Annotated in this window: 19 protein-coding genes; 12 read left to right on the forward strand and 7 right to left on the reverse strand. The window is 59.0% G+C overall.

The genetic code is table 11. The annotated features are described in order from the left end of the window. Window position 1: 1 nt before the first annotated feature. Window positions 2-790: an ABC transporter permease gene (locus tag HMPREF2692_RS10515; protein ID WP_070588372.1), complete on the reverse strand. Its 789-nt coding sequence runs from the start codon at window positions 788-790 to the stop codon at window positions 2-4. Continuing rightward, window positions 790-1506 carry an ATP-binding cassette domain-containing protein gene (locus HMPREF2692_RS10520; RefSeq protein WP_049191761.1) on the reverse strand — a complete coding sequence of 239 codons (717 nt, stop codon included), beginning with the start codon at window positions 1504-1506 and terminating at the stop codon, window positions 790-792. The genes HMPREF2692_RS10515 and HMPREF2692_RS10520 overlap by 1 nt, the downstream gene beginning before the upstream one ends. A 261-nt stretch (window positions 1507-1767) precedes the next feature. On the opposite strand from HMPREF2692_RS10520, the gene HMPREF2692_RS10525 reads away from it, so the two are divergent. Further along, entirely contained in the window at window positions 1768-4008 is a 2241-nt protein-coding gene (locus HMPREF2692_RS10525) for a polyribonucleotide nucleotidyltransferase (RefSeq protein WP_070823569.1), read from the forward strand. A 164-nt stretch (window positions 4009-4172) separates the two neighbouring features. Here the strand turns inward: HMPREF2692_RS10525 and HMPREF2692_RS10530 are convergent, their stop codons facing one another. Next, on the reverse strand, window positions 4173-4571 hold the full coding sequence (locus HMPREF2692_RS10530) for a VOC family protein (RefSeq protein WP_061923103.1): 399 nt from the start codon (window positions 4569-4571) through the stop codon (window positions 4173-4175). 149 nt (window positions 4572-4720) lie between these two features. Between HMPREF2692_RS10530 and dapB the strand changes: the two genes are divergently transcribed. The 7 genes from dapB (at window position 4721) to HMPREF2692_RS10565 (ending at window position 14949) form a co-directional block, all read left to right on the forward strand. Beyond that, on the forward strand, window positions 4721-5467 hold the full coding sequence (gene dapB, locus HMPREF2692_RS10535; RefSeq protein WP_070588380.1) for a 4-hydroxy-tetrahydrodipicolinate reductase: 747 nt from the start codon (window positions 4721-4723) through the stop codon (window positions 5465-5467). Between the two features lie 33 nt (window positions 5468-5500). Further along, the gene (thyX, locus tag HMPREF2692_RS10540; RefSeq protein WP_070823571.1) at window positions 5501-6250 is read left to right on the forward strand and encodes an FAD-dependent thymidylate synthase; all 750 of its coding nucleotides are present in this window, start codon (window positions 5501-5503) and stop codon (window positions 6248-6250) included. A gap of 90 nt (window positions 6251-6340) precedes the next feature. Continuing rightward, window positions 6341-7249: a 4-hydroxy-tetrahydrodipicolinate synthase gene (gene dapA, locus HMPREF2692_RS10545; RefSeq protein WP_070518810.1), complete on the forward strand. Its 909-nt coding sequence runs from the start codon at window positions 6341-6343 to the stop codon at window positions 7247-7249. A gap of 2 nt (window positions 7250-7251) precedes the next feature. After that, window positions 7252-9357, forward strand: a complete 2106-nt coding sequence (locus HMPREF2692_RS10550) for a ribonuclease J (RefSeq protein ID WP_083323833.1) — start codon at window positions 7252-7254, stop codon at window positions 9355-9357. Window positions 9358-9425: 68 nt separating this feature from the next. Next, window positions 9426-10064, forward strand: coding sequence for a TIGR03085 family metal-binding protein (locus tag HMPREF2692_RS10555; protein ID WP_070518809.1), 639 nt, complete (start codon window positions 9426-9428; stop codon window positions 10062-10064). 133 nt (window positions 10065-10197) lie between these two features. Then, window positions 10198-13611, forward strand: coding sequence for an FtsK/SpoIIIE family DNA translocase (locus HMPREF2692_RS10560; protein ID WP_083323834.1), 3414 nt, complete (start codon window positions 10198-10200; stop codon window positions 13609-13611). Window positions 13612-13830: 219 nt separating this feature from the next. Continuing rightward, window positions 13831-14949, forward strand: coding sequence for a TerC family protein (locus HMPREF2692_RS10565; RefSeq protein ID WP_061923085.1), 1119 nt, complete (start codon window positions 13831-13833; stop codon window positions 14947-14949). A 3-nt stretch (window positions 14950-14952) separates the two neighbouring features. Here the strand turns inward: HMPREF2692_RS10565 and HMPREF2692_RS10570 are convergent, their stop codons facing one another. Beyond that, window positions 14953-15246, reverse strand: coding sequence for a YciI family protein (locus HMPREF2692_RS10570; protein ID WP_061923082.1), 294 nt, complete (start codon window positions 15244-15246; stop codon window positions 14953-14955). 67 nt (window positions 15247-15313) lie between these two features. On the opposite strand from HMPREF2692_RS10570, the gene pgsA reads away from it, so the two are divergent. From pgsA to HMPREF2692_RS10590, 4 genes are all read left to right on the forward strand, one after another. Then, on the forward strand, window positions 15314-15895 hold the full coding sequence (gene pgsA, locus HMPREF2692_RS10575) for a CDP-diacylglycerol--glycerol-3-phosphate 3-phosphatidyltransferase (protein ID WP_061923079.1): 582 nt from the start codon (window positions 15314-15316) through the stop codon (window positions 15893-15895). After that, on the forward strand, window positions 15895-16368 hold the full coding sequence (locus HMPREF2692_RS10580; RefSeq protein ID WP_061923076.1) for a CinA family protein: 474 nt from the start codon (window positions 15895-15897) through the stop codon (window positions 16366-16368). Before pgsA ends, HMPREF2692_RS10580 begins: the two co-directional genes overlap by 1 nt. A 44-nt stretch (window positions 16369-16412) precedes the next feature. After that, entirely contained in the window at window positions 16413-16772 is a 360-nt protein-coding gene (locus HMPREF2692_RS10585; RefSeq protein ID WP_061923073.1) for a helix-turn-helix domain-containing protein, read from the forward strand. A 134-nt stretch (window positions 16773-16906) separates the two neighbouring features. Beyond that, on the forward strand, window positions 16907-17770 hold the full coding sequence (locus HMPREF2692_RS10590; protein WP_061923070.1) for a PspA/IM30 family protein: 864 nt from the start codon (window positions 16907-16909) through the stop codon (window positions 17768-17770). A gap of 63 nt (window positions 17771-17833) precedes the next feature. Here the strand turns inward: HMPREF2692_RS10590 and HMPREF2692_RS10595 are convergent, their stop codons facing one another. From HMPREF2692_RS10595 to HMPREF2692_RS10605, 3 genes are read right to left on the reverse strand one after another with little or no spacing between them, the layout of a single operon-like run. Continuing rightward, window positions 17834-18448 (reverse strand): energy-coupling factor transporter transmembrane component T family protein, encoded by a 615-nt coding sequence (locus tag HMPREF2692_RS10595; RefSeq protein ID WP_062044124.1) that lies wholly within the window; start codon window positions 18446-18448, stop codon window positions 17834-17836. A 31-nt stretch (window positions 18449-18479) separates the two neighbouring features. Then, entirely contained in the window at window positions 18480-19172 is a 693-nt protein-coding gene (locus HMPREF2692_RS10600) for an energy-coupling factor ABC transporter ATP-binding protein (protein ID WP_061923060.1), read from the reverse strand. Further along, entirely contained in the window at window positions 19173-19745 is a 573-nt protein-coding gene (locus HMPREF2692_RS10605; RefSeq protein ID WP_070823573.1) for a biotin transporter BioY, read from the reverse strand. Window positions 19746-19748: the final 3 nt, after the last annotated feature.

Genomic DNA, 19748 nt, shown 5'->3' on the forward strand with positions numbered 1-19748 from the left:
ATTAGGCCACGTTCCGTGCGGAGCGCTTGAAGAAGTAATGGGTTAGACACAAGAGAATAAGGGCAGTTACCACCCAAAGGAGCGCGTAAAAGCCTTGAGCGGTCCAGAAAGCAGTATTTGGATAGAATTCGAGGAGCGCCTTTCCGCTATCAAGCGGGGTCGAAGAGATGGTGTTGCCCGGAACTAAGTTGAAAGACTCATCCATGCCAGCTTGATTCACTTCGCTGCGCTCGACGGGCAACAAAGGGTTTAGCCAAGAAGCACCCGTTGTGCCGATCACCAATCCTAACGCGAAGGTAATAGCGACGCTAGGGATCGACTTCTTAAACAAGATGCCGGCTAATGCAGCAACAGATACGAGCACAAGCGTAGCTAAGGTGGGGTAGATGCCATGACCAGCGATGTAGGAGTAGCTCATCATATTTTCATGAGGTCCCAAACCATTCGCTCGAAGCTGGCTGACTTCGACGATTCCCCATACGAGTAATCCAAAGATCACAGTTGAGGTAAGTGGGCTGATCATCCTGCAAATGAACAATTTGGAAGGTGAAAAATCCTGACCCAATGCCCAAACTATTGACTTTGATTCGAACTCGCGGGAAAAGAGCGCGACCGCCCAAACAATGCCTGCGAACATGGGCACGATTCCGGCCAGCATTTCGGTCATGCCCAAATACGGCTTAAATTTCACTTCATAAGCCGCTAGAAGGCCCAGCAGAACTAGGATTCCGGCGCAAGCTAGCCAAGCAGTTTTGTCGATACGAAAATAGTGCGTAGCTACCTTAAGCATTAGATTCCTTCTTTCGTGAGGTGGTCCAAAACGAACTTCTCAAAATCGCCGTGCTCCTCATTTTCAATTGTTTCTCGGGGAACCGAAACTAAGAGCTCTCCATGTTCAATAACCCAAAGATGCGAAAGAACAGGGGATAGGTCAGAAACGGTGTGTGAAGAAACAAGAATTCCAACGTTTTCTTCTTTCGCTGCGTATTCGAGAAGCTTACGAACCCAAATCTTTACGACTGGGTCGAGATCTGCCATCGGTTCGTCGAGAACCATAAATCTTTTCCCGCGAGCTAACGCAATAATCAATGCCACTTGGGTGTGTTGACCACCTGACAGCTGCGAAATCTTTGCGTTCATCGGAATCCGAAGCGAGGTGATTTTTTCAGTTGCCCAGTCGAGCTTGAAGTTTTCGTTTAAGTCTTTTGCCAATTGAACATGTTGTTTGACCGTAATCCCGGTGTAAAGCGGACGGCCTTGAGAGACAAAAGCTACCGATGACGCTGCGTTGTCAGTTTTCGGATCATTATTAGACGCTATCGAAACAGTGCCGGAAGCGGCGACGAGATTTCCAGTAAGAACCGACATGATTGTGGACTTTCCGGCGCCATTTCGTCCTACCATGGCGACAATTTCGCCGGATTTGAGTTCTGCAGAGAAGTTATCGACGACAACTGTTTTCCCTCGGGATATTTGTAGATTCTTGGCTACGAGTGAGCAAGCCATTTTTCTCCTTAAATAGTTTTTCTAATAAGGATTACCATCTACTGGTAGCCAGCACAGTTCAATCTAATTGGTGAGTGCTATCTAACAGCCGCGGACAAACCCTACGGCTCTTGAAAGCTTGTTTCACCCGCTTTGTAGACGAGCGTAGTCGCGGCAAAAGCGCAGGATATCTGCTAGGATTGTGCAACGTTGTCATAGACAAATTTTTGAGAAGGCGGCACCGATGATCGCCAAAGAAACCTCCAAAGGAGAACGACTTTAATGAGCGCTAAGAACGCCGTTGAGTTCAACATTGATGAAGAATTCGGTATCACCGAAGCAATCGCCACCCTTGACAATGGCGATTTTGGCACCCGCACCATCCGTTTCGAGACTGGCCAGCTGGCTCGTCAGGCGGGCGGCTCTGTCACCACTTACCTGGACGAGGACACCATGCTTCTGTCCACCACCACCGCCTCCAACCAGCCGCGTGAGGGCTTCGACTTCTTCCCGCTGACCGTGGACGTCGAGGAGCGCATGTACGCAGCCGGCAAGATTCCGGGCTCCTTCTTCCGCCGCGAAGGCCGTCCCTCCACCGAAGCCATCCTGGCCTGCCGCCTGATCGACCGTCCACTGCGCCCGACCTTTGTCAAGGGCCTGCGCAACGAGGTGCAGGTCGTTGTCACGGTGCTTTCCATGGCACCGGAGGAGTACTACGACGTCATCGCCATCAACGGTGCATCTGCTTCCACCCAGCTTTCCGGCCTGCCGGTATCCGGCGCCGTCGGCGGCGTGCGCATGGCGCTTATCGCTGATGACAAGCATCCAGAAGGCCAGTGGGTTGCGTTCCCGAACCACGAGCAGCACGAGCGTGCGCTGTTCGAGATGGTCGTCGCCGGCCGCATTGTGAAGAAGGGCCGCAAGGAAGACGTTGCCATCATGATGGTTGAGGCAGGCGCTGGTATCAACGTTGCAGAGCGCATCAAGGAAGGCGCACCGGCACCGCAGGAATCCACCGTTGCAGCAGGCCTTGAAGCAGCAAAACCATTCATCAAGACCCTGTGCGAGGCGCAGGCAGGTCTGGCTGAGCGCGCAGCGAAAGAAACCCAGGAGTTCCCACTCTTCCCGCCGTACACCGATGACGTATTTGCCGCCGTGGAAAAGGCAGCCTCCAAGAAGCTGGAGAAGCTGATGACCATCCCTGGCAAGCAGGACCGTGACGACGCTACCAACGAGTACATGGAGCAGGTCGAGGCGGATCTCCTCGAGAAGTTTGAGGATGAGGATGCCTCCAAGCAGATCCGCGCTGCGTATAACGCTGTCATGAAGGCCATCGTGCGCAAGAAGATCCTCACCGAGGGCTTCCGTATCGACGGCCGTGGCGTCACCGACATCCGTGACCTGGGCGTCGAGGTTGACCTCATCCCACGCGCACACGGTTCCTCCCTTTTCGAGCGCGGTGAGACCCAGATCCTGGGCGTTACCACCCTGGACATGCTCAAGATGGAGCAGCAGATCGATTCCCTGACTCCGGTCACGGGCAAGCGCTACATGCACCACTACAACTTCCCGCCGTACTCCACCGGTGAGACCGGCCGCGTTGGCTCCCCGAAGCGCCGCGAGATCGGCCACGGTGCTCTTGCCGAGCGTGCCCTGCTGCCGGTCATCCCTTCCCGTGAGGACTTCCCGTACGCCATCCGTCAGGTCTCTGAGGCCCTCGGCTCCAACGGTTCTACTTCCATGGGCTCCGTTTGTGCTTCCACGCTGTCCCTGTACAACGCTGGTGTGCCGCTGAAGGCCCCGGTTGCAGGTATCGCAATGGGCCTGGTTTCCGGTGAGGTAGACGGCAAGGAGAAGTTCGTCGCTCTGACTGACATCCTGGGCGCCGAGGATGCATTCGGTGACATGGACTTCAAGGTCGCAGGTACCTCCGAGTTCATCACCGCGCTGCAGCTGGACACCAAGCTCGATGGCATCCCGTCCAAGGTCCTGGCTAAGGCACTGGAGCAGGCTCGCGACGCCCGCGCCACCATCCTGGAGACCATGGCTGAGGTCATCGAAGGACCAGACGAGATGTCTGGTCTGGCTCCGAAGATCACTTCCGTGAAGATTCCGATCAACAAGATCGGCGAGCTCATCGGTCCGAAGGGCAAGACCATCAACTCGATTACGGAGGAGACCGGCGCTGAGGTTTCCATCGAGGAAGACGGCACCGTCTACATCTCTGCTGCCACGGGCGAGGCTGCCGACGCCGCGATCGAGAAGGTTAACTCCATCGCTAACCCGCAGCTGCCGAAGGTCGGCGAGCGCTTTTTGGGCACCGTCGTTAAGACCGTCGCCTTCGGTGCCTTCGTCTCCCTGACCCCGGGCCGCGATGGCCTTATCCACATCTCGAAGCTCGGCGGCGACGAGCGCATCGAGAAGGTCGAGGACGTCGTCAACGTCGGCGATAAGATTCAGGTCGAAATCGCAGACATCGACAACCGCGGAAAGATCTCCCTGGTTCCAGTCGAAGAGGCTTAAGGCTTCAGGCTTCAGGCCTTAGGCCTTATGACCTAAAGCCTTGAGCATTCCAAAATAGAAAATCTCCTCCGCTCAACATCTGCTTAAAGTTTAAGCTGGCGCTGCTATTGCGGCGTGAAATGTTGAGGGAGGAGATTTTTGTGTCTTGTTAGTTTTGAAAGGCTTTAATGCTTGAGCTGGACTAGCTGAATCAGGTTGCCCACTGTGTCGTCGAAGACGGCGATGATGGAAGGGCCGACGTCGGTTGGCTCCATGGTGAAATTAACGCCCTTTGCGCTGAGCTTTTCGTACTCGGCCTGCACGTCCTCAGACAGGAACTGGGTAAACGGAATGCCGTCTTTTTTGAGTGCCTCGGTAAAAGGAGCTGCTGCTGGAGGGCCATTGGGCTCTAGCAGGAGTTCGATGCCGCTTCCGTCGGCTGGACCGGAGGCGTTGGTGACAGTGAGCCAACGGAAGTCGCCGTGCGTGACATCGTCTTTGACCTTGAATCCCAAGGTGTTGACGTAGAAATCGTGGGCGCGAGCGACGTCGTCGACAAGCACGGAAGCAATATAGATACGCATGGCACAAAGTCTGCGTTGCCAACTGGCGCGTTAGACTGGTCGGCGTTGGGGCAGGCAATAAGGCCTGCGCTAGATGTAGCGTGCTTATACGTATTTAAATTTAGATTGAACATCGAACATTGAATATTGAACAGGGCAAAGGAGCATTTATGGCTATCAAAGTTGGCGTTTTGGGTGCGAAGGGCCGCGTGGGTCAGGCGATTGTAGAAGGCGTTAATGCGGCAGATGACCTCGAGCTGGTCGCTGAGGTTGACCGCGATACCGACCTGCAGGTGCTGGTGGATAGCCACGCCGAGGTTATCGTTGACTTCACCCAGCCATCTTCGGTGATGGCAAACCTTGAGTTCTGCATTGGCAACGGCATTCACTGCGTCGTGGGCACCACCGGTTTCGACGCAGACCGCCTGGCACAGGTCGAGGAGTGGACCAAGCAAGATGGCGCAGGCAACGTCCTGATTGCACCAAACTTTGCCATCTCCGCCGTGCTGACCATGTTTTTCGCAGCACAGGCTGCGAAGTACTTCGAGACCGCCGAGGTTGTGGAGTACCACCACCCAACCAAGCTGGATGCGCCTTCTGGCACCGCCATCCACACCGCGCAGGGCATTGCGGCCGCCCGCAAGGAAGCAGGCCTAGGTCAGATGCCGGACGCTACCGAGCAAGCTCTCGAAGGCGCACGCGGCGCCGACGTCGACGGTGTCCCAGTCCACGCCGTGCGTACCCGCGGCATGGTTGCCCACGAGGAAGTCATCTTTGGCGCCCAGGGGCAGTCCTTGACCATCCGCCAGGATTCCTATGATCGTTCTTCCTTCACCCCGGGCGTGCTGGTTGGCGTTCGCCAGATTGCAGAGCACCCAGGGCTGACCGTGGGTCTTGAGAAGTACTTGGGCCTATAAGTCGGACTATCAGGGAGACATAAGGCACTAGACATGGCACGCATTAGCGAACTGGACGTCCAGCTCATCGCGGCAACGCAGTTCCACCCGCCGCAGGGCATCGAGTGGGAGAGGGAACAGGCAGCCTCCGATGGCGAGGCTCTCGTCGAATTTGCTGGCCGGGCTTGCTACGAGTCCTTCGATAAGCCGAACCCGCGCACCGCGACAAACTCGGCCTACCTGCGCCACATTCTGGAGGTCGGCCACGACGCATTGCTGGAGCACGCCACGGCTACGTTGTATATCCGCGGCCTGTCGCGCTCTGCCAGTCATGAGCTGGTGCGCCACCGCCACTTTTCCTTCTCCCAGCTCTCGCAGCGCTATGTCCACCCGGAGGAAACTCAGGTGGTGCTGCCCAAGCTCATTGCTGAAGACGAGCAGCTGACGCGGCTTACTATGCAGGCCGTTGATGAAACTCGCTTTGTCTATAACGAGCTGCTCAGCGCGCTGGAGAGCAAGTTAGAAGATGAGCCCAACGCACTGCTGCGCAAGAAGCAGGCTCGGCAGGCGGCACGTGCGGTGTTGCCCAATCTCACGGAAAGCCGCATCGTGGTTACCGGCAACTACAGGGCTTGGCGTCACTTCATCGGTGCGCGTGCCACAGAGCAGGCGGATACCGAGATGCGCGAGTTAGCTATTGCCTGCCTAAAGCTGTTGCAGGAGCAGTCGCCGGTGGTATTCGATGACTTCCACATCACCCAGCTTGCCGACGGCACCGAAATGGCAGCGAGCCCATACGCCTAGCTCAAGTCCGTGGCGGTGGACATAGCTTGTTCCGCCACGCGACCACCCCGATGAACAAAATTTCGCGGGAAGCGGGTAATCTTGACGGCTATGAGCACAGGTATGACAGCAAAGACAGGCGTAGAAACCTTTGGACGCGTCGGAGTAGCCATGGTCACCCCGTTTGACGGGGATGGCAAACTCGATGTCGCCGCGGGACGCCGGCTGGCAGCTCACCTCGTTGACAACGGTATCGACTCTTTGATTCTGGGCGGTACCACCGGTGAATCGCCGACGACAACGCTGGATGAAAAGCTAACGCTGCTCAAGGCCGTCAAGGAAGAAGTAGGGGACCGCGCAAAGATCTGCGCTGGAGCAGGTACCAACAACACCGCCACCTCGATTGAGATGGCAAAGGCTTCCGCAGAAGCGGGAGCAGACAGCCTGCTCGTCGTGACCCCTTACTACTCCAAGCCTTCGCAGGAAGGCGTGTATGCGCACTTCGCAGCGATTGCTCAGGCAACTGATACCCCAATTTGTCTCTATGACATTCCTGGCCGCTCGGGCATTCCGATTGCGACGGATACCATCCGTCGCCTCGCGGAATTGCCGACTATTCAGGCCATCAAGGACGCCAAAGGCAACCTTGGTGCAGCCACCCCACTTATTCAGGAGACCGGCCTCGCCTGGTACTCCGGCGATGACCCGCTAAACCTGCCGTGGCTGACCTTGGGCGCATCTGGCGTCATCTCCGTGGTTGGCCATGCAGCACCGCGCGGTCTCGCAGATCTTCTGGATGCCTTCGAAGAAGGCGATCTTGCACGCGCAAGGGAGATCAATGCACAAACTTTGACCCCGCTCATCCAAGCTCAAGCACGCTTGGGAGGAGCAACACTCGCAAAGGCTGCCCTGCGCCTGCAGGGCATCGAAGTCGGAGATCCTCGTCTGCCTGTTGTCGCAGCAAGCGAGCAGGAGATTGAGGAACTTCGCCGTGATATGGAAAAGGCTGGAGTCCTTTAAGAATGACTGAACCCCGTAACCGTTCCCGCAAGGTTACCCGCAAGGCGGGCCCACCAGCGGAAACCGAGTCCGCCTCCAACGAGGCGGCTTCGCCGGTTTTTCAGGCACCGAGCAACTCGGAGCCAAAACAGGAATCCGGCGACAAGAAGTCCAATAACAACGGCAATTCCGAGAACTCGAACGGCGGCAACCGCCGCTCGCGTTCCCGTGGCTCCCGCGGTGGTCGCGGTCGCGGCCGCGGCGGCAACAACGCCGAGAACAACGGAAATAACAACAACGGCAATAACGGCAATAACAATGGTGGCCGTGGCAACCGCAACAACAACCGCGGCCGCCGCAACGTTCCGAAGTCCATGCAGGGCGCGGATCTGACCAAGCGCCTGCCGCAGCCGCCGAAGCAGCCGAAGGATGCCCTGCGCATTTACGCTCTGGGCGGTATTTCTGAGATCGGTCGTAACATGACCGTCTTTGAGTACCAGGACGAGCTGCTCATCATTGACTGTGGCGTGCTCTTCCCGTCCTCCGGGGAGCCGGGCGTGGACCTTATCTTGCCGGACTTTGGCCCGATCGAAAAGAAGATCGACAAGGTCAAGGCGGTCGTGGTTACCCACGCTCACGAGGACCACATTGGTGCTATCCCGTGGCTTCTCAAGCTGCGCCCGGATATCCCAATCGTGGCATCGCGCTTTACCATCGCCCTGATTGCGGCGAAGTGTAAGGAGCACCGCCAGAAGCCGAAGTTCGTTGAGGTCAACGAGAAGTCCGACGTGAACTACGGTCCGTTCCGTCTGCGCTTCTGGGCAGTTAATCACTCCGTTCCGGATGCACTGGGCATCATGCTGGGCACCCCGGCTGGCAACATCATCCACACTGGTGACATCAAGCTGGACCAGACCCCGCTGGATAACCGTCCGACCGACCTTCCGGCGCTGTCTCGCTACGGCGACGAGGGCGTCGACCTCATGCTCTGCGATTCCACGAACGCGAACATCCCAGGCGTTTCCGCATCTGAGGGCGATATCCCGGCTACCTTCCGTCGCTTGGTCTCCAATGCCAAGCAGCGCGTCATCATTGCGTCCTTCGCCTCGAACGTCTACCGCGTGCAGGCGGCTATCGACGCCGCCGTTTACGCTGGCCGCAAGGTCGCGTTCAACGGCCGTTCCATGATGCGCAACATGGAAATCGCCGAGAAGATGGGCTTCCTTAAGGTTCCACGCGGCACCATCGTCCCGATCGATGAGGCTGCCAAGATGGCACCGCACAAGGTCCTTCTGATTACCACCGGTACCCAGGGCGAGCCGATGGCGGCACTGTCGCGCATGGCGCGTCGCGAGCACCGCCAGATCACCGTCCGCGATGGCGATCTGATCATCTTCTCTTCCTCCCTAATTCCGGGTAACGAAGAGGCCGTCTACGGTGTGATGAACATGCTCTCCCAGATTGGTGCCGAGGTTGTCACCAACAAGGAGGCTAAGGTTCACGCTTCCGGCCATGGCTACGGCGGCGAGCTTTTGTTCCTCTACAACGCTGCACGTCCGAAGAACGCTATGCCGGTCCACGGCGAGTGGCGCCATCTGCGTGCGAACAAGGAGCTGGCTGTCTCTACTGGCGTCGCCCGCGACCGCGTGGTTCTCGCCCAAAACGGCGTCGTTGTAGACCTGCGCAAGGGTCGCGCCGAGGTCGTTGGCCAGATCACGGTGGGTAACCTCTACGTCGATGGTGTTTCCATGGGTGACGTCGATGCCGATACCTTGGCAGACCGCACCAACCTGGGCGCTGGCGGCGTTGTCTCCATCACCTGTGTCATCGACAACCGCACCTCGCGTCTGCTCGAAAAGCCAGCGGTTTCCACCACGGGCTTCTCCGACGACGACCGTGGAATCGTGCCAGAGGTTGCCGAGATCGTGGAAAACACCATGAACGATCTCGCTGCCGAAGGCGAGAACGATACCTACCGCATGGTCCAGAAGGTCCGCCGCAAGGTCACCAAGCTCATGGATTCCAAGTACAAGCGTGAGCCGGTCATCCTGCCGACCATCATTCCGACCAACTCTGGTCCGTTGCTTGCAGACGACGATGAGGTAGAGGCTTCCCGCGAGTCCCTTTAAAAACCTTTAGGCTTGGCAGCGCGTATCGAGCCGCCTTGCTCGTCTGACGACATGTGCCCCAGCAGTCTATGCTGGGGCACATGTCGTTTTCTTCTGCTGAGCGCGCCAAGCTGGTGACGCTATTTCATAAGCTCGGACCAGACGCTCCCACCCTCTGCCAGGGCTGGAGCACCCGCGATCTAGCTGCCCACCTGTGGGTGCGTGAGAATCGTCCCGACGCTGCGGCGGGCATGCTGGTCCCACAGCTTGCCGGCCGTCTCGACGCCGCGATGGAGCAGGCGGCTGCCCGCGATTTCACCGAGCTCGTCGATGACTGGGGGAGGGGAGCCGGACGCGCCAACCCAATGCGTCTTGTTGACTCCAAGATCAATCTCACCGAGCACTTTGTCCACCACGAGGACGTGCGCCGGGCCAATGGCATGACTGAGCAACGCGAGTTCTCCGCGGTGGTTTTGGGCGAGCTGCATAAGGCTCTGAAAATGCTCGCGCCACGCATGCTGAATAAGTCTTCCAAGCCGGTCGTGTTGTATCCGGAGAACTTTGGCCGTATTGTCGTCGCGGACGATAGGAAGGTCGCCGATCGCGGCGATGACGTCGTCCGCGTGATGGGGCCCGTTCCAGAGCTCGTGCTGTGGGTCTTTGGCCGCGATGCTTGCTCGCTGAAAATTGAGGGTGACGTAAGCGCCGTCGTTAGGTCAACCCTCTAGGCTAGATATAGCCGCGTACGTCCTGCGGGTAGCCCCGCGGGCCCGCAGACGCATCATTAACTAAGGAAAATACTTCCTCGAAACCCGTGTGGCGTATGTGATTAGTGGGGTGTGGGCTACTAGAGTGGCTGGCATGTCTGTCAAAAACGCACCGTCACGCGCCTCGCATCGCGGCCGCTCCGGCAAGGGGGCGGCCCGTCCTGCGAATCGATCGCGCCCCTCGGGGCGGTCTGGAGCGGCCAAGTCCACGTCGCGGAATGCGGCAGAGAACCTGACGCTTACTTCCGCCAACCGCGCTGCTGATCCCTCTTATGAGCGGACCGGCAGCGCATTTCGTGCTGTCGGGCGTGGCCTAAGTGCCGCATTCGGTGCCACCGCGCGTGGCATGGGCGATATGACGCGCGGCGTTAGCCGCGGTTTTGGCAATCTGCGTCCGAGTGACGGCGGGGCAGAAGGCTATGAAGAATTCGCATACGACGATGCAAGGGAGCCAGAGGAAATTTCTACTCGCGGCAAACAAAAGAAAAACAAGGTGACCCGCGCAAAGGCCACAGAAGATCGCGCAGCGCGCGAGCATGAGCTCGATGAGCATCCGGCAACTGCTCCTGATGCAATCGCGCGCGAAGAGCGCACCATCCAGATTTCCAACCCAGATGCCGTTGCTTTAACACTTATCGGCGTAGCCATCGTCTTGGCATGCGCGGTTTGGTTCGACATCGTTGGCGTTATCGGCGCCTATCTCACCGACGCCGTGCGCTATGTCATCGGCGCGGGCGCTTACGTCTTGCCGGTCGCCCTGATCGCGCTCGCCATGGCGCTGATGATGGGAGTTTCCGGCGTAGCTGGTCGTCTGCAGCCCCGCGTAATGGGCGGCATCGGCCTCATTGTTGTCTCGATGCTGGGCCTAATTCACATCTTCGCCGGTCTGCCCAAGCTTTCCTGGCATGATAACGCGGCTGGAGACGCCGGCGGTGCCATCGGCTTTGCCGTAGGCCAGCTTTTGGAGGCAGCATTTTCCGCCTACGTCGCCGTGCCGCTGCTGATCCTGCTCATCATCTACGGCGCTTTGAACGTCACGGGCATCACCTTGCGCCAGGCCTTCGACTACCTCTCTGCGCTCTTCAACGACCTGATGGCGGGCCTGCGCGAGAAGAAGGCCGAGCGTTATGGCGACTATGACGAGGACATCGTCGACGATGCCTATGGCCACGTCGACGATGACATCGAAGACATTGCCGAAGGCCGCGAGCGCACCCCGCGTGATAAGCGCCAGCATTCGCAGCCACGTCGCGTGCGGCGTCAGGCCCCACGCCGCTTGGCGACGCCGTTGGATAACTACCCGGCAGATAACCAATCGGTCAATCAGCCCACCGTGTCCTTTGATTCCGCTAGCACCAAGCCGGCTGCCCAGGAAGAAGAGCAAGCATTGCTTGACGAGGCCGGCCAGCCCACCGAAGTCTTTTCTAACCCCGCGCCAGTCCAGCACGGCCGCCCAGACTTCGCTGGCTCCCGCAACATCGAGGACACCGACGAGTTCCCGGCCGTGCGTGATGAAGAGCAGACCACCGTTTTGCCTTCTGCACCGCAGCGTCAAGAATCTGCACAGCCGACTCAGCAGCCGGTCCAGCAGTCAGCCGCACAACCTGCGGCTCAGCCTGTAGCCAAGAAGGCGTCGCCAAGCGCTGCCGGTGCCGCCGCTGCCGGCGCTGCTGGTGCCGCCGCTGCCGGCGCTGCTGGTGCGGCCGCAATGGACGCTGCTTCCGACGTCGTCTCTTCCGCACACGCGGAGGCAGTGCGCCTATTCCAGCAGCGCTCCGGCCGCGATGCGGCGACGGGCAAGTCCGTGGAGGAGCCTGCTGCGCAGCAACAGGCCGCGCAGGCCCCTGCAGCGCAGCAACCGGCCGCCGCACAGGTTGGCGCGATGGGCAACGAGTCCGACTACGACCTGCCTACCACCGCATTGTTGACCGCGGGCAAGCCCACCAAGGCCCGCACCGAGGCCAACGACCGCATCATCGAGGCGATTACCGATGTCTTCGAGGAGTTCAAGGTCAATGCTCAGGTCACCGGCTTTAGCCGTGGCCCGACAGTCACCCGCTACGAAATCGAGCTGGGACCAGGCGTGAAGGTCTCCAAGATTACGAACCTGCAGTCCAACCTGGCCTATGCTGTGGCGACGGACAACCTGCGCCTGCTGACCCCAATCCCGGGCAAGTCTGCGGTGGGTATCGAGGTACCGAATGCAGACCGTGAGATGGTGCGCCTGCGTGACGTTCTGGATTCCCCGGCCATCGCCAGTGATGAGGACCCAATGCTCATCGGCCTGGGCAAAGACATCGAGGGCGAGTACTCGTCCTATTCCGTGCAGAAGATGCCGCACCTGCTCGTCGCCGGCGCCACCGGTTCCGGTAAGTCGGCCTTCGTTAACTCGATGCTGGTTTCCCTCCTGACGCGCGCGACCCCGGAGCAGGTCCGCCTCATCCTCGTTGACCCGAAGATGGTGGAGCTGACTCCTTACGAGGGCATCCCGCACCTTATTACGCCTATTATCACCCAGCCGAAGAAGGCGGCGGCGGCCCTGCAGTGGCTCGTCGAGGAGATGGAGCAGCGCTACATGGACATGAAGGCTGCCCGCGTGCGCAAGATCGAGGACTATAACCGCAAGGTCATCTCCGGCGCGCACCAGGCGCCGCTCGGCTCCGAGCGCGAGATGCGCCCGTACCCGTACATCGTCTGTGTCGTGGACGAGTTGGCCGACCTCATGATGACCGCGCCGAAGGAAATCGAGGAATCCATCGTGCGCATCACCCAGAAGGCGCGTGCGGCCGGCATCCACTTGGTGCTCGCAACCCAGCGACCTTCCGTGGACGTGGTCACCGGTCTTATCAAGACCAACGTTCCTTCCCGCTTGGCATTTGCCACCTCGTCCCTTACGGACTCCCGCGTCATTTTGGACCAAGGCGGTGCAGAAAAGCTCATCGGCATGGGCGACGGTCTCTTCATTCCGCAGGGTGGCCGTCCGGTGCGTATGCAGGGCGCTTTCGTCTCCGACGAAGAGGTGCAAGCGGTTGTCGACGCCGCGAAGGCCCAAGGCCAGCCCAACTACACCGAGGGCGTTACCGAGGAAAAGAAGTCCGAGGCCAAGAAGGAAATCGACGACGATATCGGCAAGGACATGGACGATCTGCTCGAGGCAGTCGAGCTGGTTGTCACCTCCCAGCTGGGGTCGACGTCGATGCTACAGCGCAAGCTGCGCATCGGTTTCGCCAAGGCGGGCCGCCTGATGGATCTCATGGAATCCCGCGGCGTCGTGGGCCCATCCGAGGGGTCCAAGGCCCGTGAGGTGCTGGTCAAGCCGGAAGAACTCGACACCATCATCTGGATGATCAAGGGCGCCGACCCAGCAGAGGCGCCGAAGGAAATCCAGGACGAGATGGCGCAGGCTGAATCGGCGGAAGATTCTTCCGCCGACGATGCCTCCGCCCCAAGTGGCGAGGACACGCGCACTGTCCAAGCGACGTATAACCCGTCCTCCGGTGCCTTCTAGGCAATAAGTTTCTCGCCCCACCGCAGCCATTGCGGTGGGGTATTAACTTTTGTGTAAGATAGTACAAGTCTTGGAGGGGAGTACCCCGTTCCACAGCGATGATCGTCAACACGGCAACTCCGCAGGGAAATGAGTTCCCGGTCTCGCTGGCTCGCAGTAGACGAGTTGGGGGAGACCTCCGGTCAAATCTTTTCTTACTCGACCGGAGGATATTTCTATATGCATGTCCCTTTGTGGATTTGGATACTAACCATCGCCGTCATCCTCGGCTTTTTCATCTTTGACTTCTTGAGCCACGTGCGTTCGCCGCACGAGCCCTCCATGAAGGAATCCGGCTTCTGGACCTTGTTCTACATGGGCATGGCCGTCATCTTTGGTGGTATCGTCTGGGTGCTGTGGGATCACGAGCACGCCATTCAGTTCTACACAGGCTGGGTGACTGAGCAAGCCTTGAGCGTGGACAACCTCTTCGTGTTCGCGCTGATTATGGGTTCGTTCAAGATTCCTCGCCGCTTCCAGCAGAAGGTGCTGCTCATCGGCATCGTGTTGGCGCTGCTATTCCGCCTCATCTTCATCATGCTGGGCGCGGCAATCATCCAGGCCTGGTCTGACGTGTTTTACCTCTTCGCCATCTTCCTCATCTACACCGCGGTCAAGCTCATCGTGGACGAGGTCACCGATGCCGAAGAGACTGACCCGAATGACATGCTGATCATCAAGTGGCTGCGCAAGGTCATCCACGTCACCCCGCGCTACCACGGTGACAAGCTCACTCACCGCGAGGAGTCCGGCCCGAAGAAGGGCAAGCTGGCTCTGACGCCTTTGTTCGTGGCACTGGTCGCCATCGGGCTTATCGACGTCATGTTCGCCTTCGACTCCATCCCAGCCATCTACGGCATTACTTCGGAGCCGTTCCTGGTCTTTAGTACCAACGCCTTCGCGCTAATGGGCCTGCGTCAGATGTTCTTCTTCATCGATGGCCTGCTCGAGCGCTTGGTTTACCTGCCTTATGGCTTGGGGATCATCCTGGGCTTCATCGGCATCAAGCTGCTCTTCCACGCGCTGCACGAGAACAACCTGCCGTTCGTGAATGGCGGTGAAAACGTCGGCGGCATTCCAGAGATTCCGACCTTGGTCTCCCTGCTCGTCATCGTCGGCGTGCTGGGGCTTACCGTCGCGTCTTCTGTCCTTAAGAACAAGCGCGACGAAGCGCAGGGCGGCATCACCGTGTCCCACAACCACTACGACTGGGACGAAGAGGGCAACAAGATCGTCCGCACCAAGTCGGGCGAGTTCGTCGGTAAGGCAGCCGATCTGCCAGAGACCGAACTGCCCTAACCTTTAAGCAAAAGAGTTAATCACCGGGTTCCACTCGCGGAATGCGCGCGCAGTAACAGCGCCGCAGACAAAGAATGGATCTTGGTCCATAATTTTGATGGCTTCGGCAACCTCGGTGGCCTCATCGGCAAATTGCAAAACGATGAGTGCACCGCCCTTGGAATCAGTAAAGGGGCCGGAGCCTAAAATTTTGCCCTTTTCATTTAGATCACCGATGAATTCGCGGTGCGCTGGGCGGTTTTCCGCGATGGCCGGATTTTGCGGGTTGTATTCGTAGCTGACTGCGAAGTATTTCATGAACTTATCTTAAAGAGATGGGGGAGTTTGCCGCAGCGGCTTTAATAGGACAGGTAGGATAAAGTCCGTGAATCACTCTAGGGCTCGGCAGAAAACGGCGGCGGCGTCGGATGTAAATCCCCACGTTTCCAACTGGAATCTACCCAATATTCTGACGAGCTTGCGCATCTTATTTATCCCCGTATTCGTCTGGTTGGTGCTGGCCGGCCACGACTGGTGGGCGTTTGGTGTATTCGCCGCGTTGATGATTACGGACAAACTCGATGGCGACATCGCCCGTTCCCGTGGCCTCATCACCGACTTCGGCAAAATCGCCGACCCTATCGCAGACAAAGCCTTAATGACCGCGGCCTTCGTCTGCCTCAACATCATCGGCGTTTTGCCGGTATGGGTCACCGTGGTCATCCTTGTCCGCGAATTCGGCATCACCTTCTGGCGCATGGCCCTTCTGCGCCAGGGCAAGGTTGTCCCGGCGTCTAAAGGTGGCAAGCTCAAGACCGTCCTGCAGTCCCTTGCCGTGGCGATGTACCTGTGCCCGCTGCCGAGCTGGATGGACATTCCTTCCTTCGTGGTCATGTTTATCGCCGTCGTGGTCACTGTGGTCACGGGCGTGCAGTACCTCATCGACGGTAGGAAGCAGAACTCCTGATGTCTGCGCCCGCGCTTGTCGATGCCCTGCGCAACCGCCACCAGACCGTATCCTTCTGCGAGTCCTTGACTGCGGGCCTAGCGGCGGCCACGCTCGCTACGGTCCCGGGGGCGTCGGCAGTCTTGCGCGGTGGATTAGTAACTTATGCTACCGAGGTGAAGTCTCACTTCTTGTCGGTTCCGGTGGAGGAGCTGGAAGCCCAAGGGGTGGTCTCAGCCAAAACCGCGCAGGCGATGGCCGAGGCTGCGGTGCGCGAGACCGGCGCGGACTGGGGGCTATCGCTGACAGGCGTGGCAGGACCTGACCCGCAAGAGGGCAAATCCGCGGGAACGGTCTTCGTGGGCATCGTTGGCCCCGGGGTTCCTGCCCATGGCATACAACTGCAGCAGCTATCGGGCAGCCGTAACGCGATCCGTGAAGCCGCTGTGGAAGAGGTCTTGAGCCTGCTTCTATCAACTTTGAAAGAAAAATAGGATTTTCGGGAACAAAGCCGGCCGCAGCGCCGTTGTACAGATTGATGAACACTACTACTGCACTTCTTGAAAAGCCTTTCAACGCCTCGGCAGGTGCTGTTGAGGCTCCTAAACGCGCGCCGGAGCCGCTGCTGCGTGAGGCTCTGGGGCTGACCCTTCGCGCATTCCGCGCCGACAAGGGCGTGACCCTGCGCGAACTTGCTAGCGTCGCGCGTGTTTCCCCAGGCTACCTTTCGGAGCTCGAGCGCGGCCGCAAGGAAGTTTCCTCCGAGCTTTTGGCCTCCGTCTGCCACGCTCTAGAGGTCAGCGTTTCTGACGTCTTGATTGAGGCTGCAGGTTTCATGGCGCTGCCGTCCATGGACGAGGAACTGGCAACCACCGCACCTGCTGCTTCGGAGCTTTAAAACTCTCCGCGTCTCACAGTGAACTTTATGCCTTCGGGCACCACAGTGGAGCGCGGATTTCGTTAGTATTGGTGGGGTAACGAAACACTTTTAGTCACGCGTTAAACGCAACTTAGGAAGGCTTAAACACACTAATGGCGAATCCATTTTCCAAGGCATGGAAGTACCTGATGGCACTCTTCGATTCCAAGATCGAAGAAAACGCTGATCCCAAGGTACAGATCGAGCAGGCCATCGAGGACGCACAGCGCCAGCACCAGGAGCTTTCGCAGCAGGCAGCCGCTGTCATCGGTAACCAGCGTCAGCTGGAGATGCAGCTCAACCGCCGCCTGAATGAGATTGAGAAGCTGCAGGGCAATACCCGCCAGGCGCTGGAGCTTGCTGATAAAGCTCGCGCTGCAGGTGATAACACCAAGGCCACCGAGTACGAGAACGCCGCAGAGGCCTTCGCCGCACAGCTGGTTACCGCAGAGCAGTCTGTGGAAGACACCAAGAAGCTCCACGATCAAGCCCTTCAGCAGGCAGAGCAGGCCAAGAAGGCCGTCGAGCGCAATGGCATGGCCCTGCGTGAAAAGGTCAACGAGCGTTCCAAGCTGCTTTCCCAGCTCGAGCAGGCGAAGATGCAGGAGAAGGTCTCCGAGTCTCTCAACTCCATGAACGAGATGACCGCTAACGGCAACACGCCGTCTCTGGATTCCGTCCGTGACAAGATTGAGCGCCGCTACACCAAGGCCCTGGGCCAGGCGGAGCTGGCGGAGAACTCCGTGGCTAACCGCATGCACGAGGTGGAGCAGGCAGGCGTGCAGCTGGCCGGACACTCCCGTCTGGAGCAGATTCGTGCAGAGATGGGTTCCTCCAAGGCTGTTGAGGGCAACTCCCAGCAGGCAATCGAGGGCAACCGCACCGCTGGTTCTGCAGCGGACCAGGCGGCGCAGCCTAACGCCGCTGCTGACGACGCCGTCCAGGCCCGCCTGCGCGAACTGCGCGGCGAGCAGTAGCCTCTAGTTTTAAGAAGACCCTCGAGAGAAGTTCTCGAGGGTCTTTGTGGATCTAGTCGGTATCTAGTCGCCCACGCCGCGGGCTTGGAGTGCCTCGCCCATGGCTCGGGCGCGGCGTATCGAACGGATGACCACCGGAGTACCGAAAGCCAGCAGGGAAGTGCCCGCACCGCGGGCCTTGCGGGCGTCCATGACCTCTTGAACCGTGCCGAGCATCAGCGGCAGGAGGCGGATCGTAAGTGACATCGCCAGGCTGATATTTTCCACCGGCAGCCCCAGCTTGCCAAGAGGCGCGAGCGCCTTCTCAAAAGACTCCATCATCTCCGAGACCTTAGTAGTCAGCGTGAGGAGCACTGCCGCGACGATGGCGGCATAAATGCTAAAGAAAGTGGTCACCGCCGTTTCAAGGTCTTGCTGCCACCATTGCAGCGCCGCCAGCGCCACGAGCAAATAGAGCGGGGGATAAAGCTGGCCCCAAGCCACGCGCGCAGGGATACGCGCGAGCGGGTAGACCGCAAGCGCGACTACCGCGCAGCCCACGGCTACGGGAATGGTCTTTGCAAAAATCGTGGTGCTGATGATGAAAGCGATGAGCACCACAAATTTCACCCACGCCGGCAAGCGGTGGATGAAGGTATCGGCATCGACATAAAACCCAAGCGGAATATTCTGTGGCACGAATGTCTCCCTTTGCTACAACGGGCGGAAATTACAGCGGGCGGGAGGCCATCAGGGAGCGATAGAAGTCGATGACCTCAGCGGGCGCGCCGTCGGCAGCAATGCGGTGCTCATCGATGCAAATGGCTCGGTCGAAATCGTGGATGAAATCCAAGTCGTGCGTGACCACGATAAGCTGCTGCTCCAAGCGCGCAAACTCGCGGCGGATGCGGTCGCGGTTGCGCAGGTCCAAAAGAGTGGTGGGTTCGTCGGCGATGATAAGCACCGGCTCCATCACGAGAACCGCGGCCAAAGCCAGCAGCTGCTTCTGCCCTCCAGAAAGCGTATGCGGCGACTGGTCTGCCAGCTCGCGTAGACCAAAGCGCTCCAGCACAGCATCCACGCGCGCGTTCCGCTCGGCCTTGCTGAGCTTTAGCCGACGCAGCGAAAAGGCGACGTCGTCACGCACGTTCGGCATCACAATTTGGTTCTCCGCATCGGAGAAGACAAAACCGACCTTGCGGCGGATTTCTTTTCCGTGGCGGGCGACATCCGCGCCGTCGACAAGCACGGTGCCCGAGGTGGGCTCGCCTAGGCCATTGATGAGGCGGGTGAGCGTGGATTTACCGCCGCCGTTCGCTCCAATGATGGCAATGCGCTGCTCAGAAAGCGTGAGGTTTATATCGCTTAAAACCTCTTCTTCGTCGAAAGCGACGCTGACGTTCTGGAACTCGATGGTGGACATTTATGCCTTCTTGGGATTGCGTCCCATCAGATCCGGAAACGCCGCGTGCACGCCAATCGCGATGACGACCATGACCGCCAGCTTTAGTGCGTCAGGGCCCAGGAAAGGAATCTGCGCGAGTGCGGCCTCGCCCCAGCCCATGCCCGCGCGCAAGGCCATGCCGATGATGCCGCAGGTGTATTGCACCAGCAGGCTGACGATGCCCGCGAGCGCAATGACGATGCACATGCCAGCCTTGTTGCGCGGGGCGCGGTAAGCAATCGCGCCGCCTACGGCAGGGGAGATGACATAGCCCGCGATGTAGCCCACAGTAGGCCCGGCCAGTGCGCTCAAAACGCTGCGGCCGCCAGCCAGGACCGGTAGGCCAACGAGACCCAGAACGATGAAAAGTAGGCCTACGTAGAAGCCACGGCGCCCGCCCAAAATCAGGCCAGCAAGGGTGATGACGGCGTTCTGCAAAACGATCGGAACGCCGGAGACCGGGCTGGGGATCGAAACGAACGCGAAGACAATAATGAGAGCGGTAAAGACGGCAACGTAAGCAATGTCGCCCGCGACAGAGTTCTTCTTCATGTT

This window comes from Corynebacterium sp. HMSC036D03 (assembly GCF_001836185.1).
Lineage (GTDB): Bacteria > Actinomycetota > Actinomycetes > Mycobacteriales > Mycobacteriaceae > Corynebacterium > Corynebacterium simulans.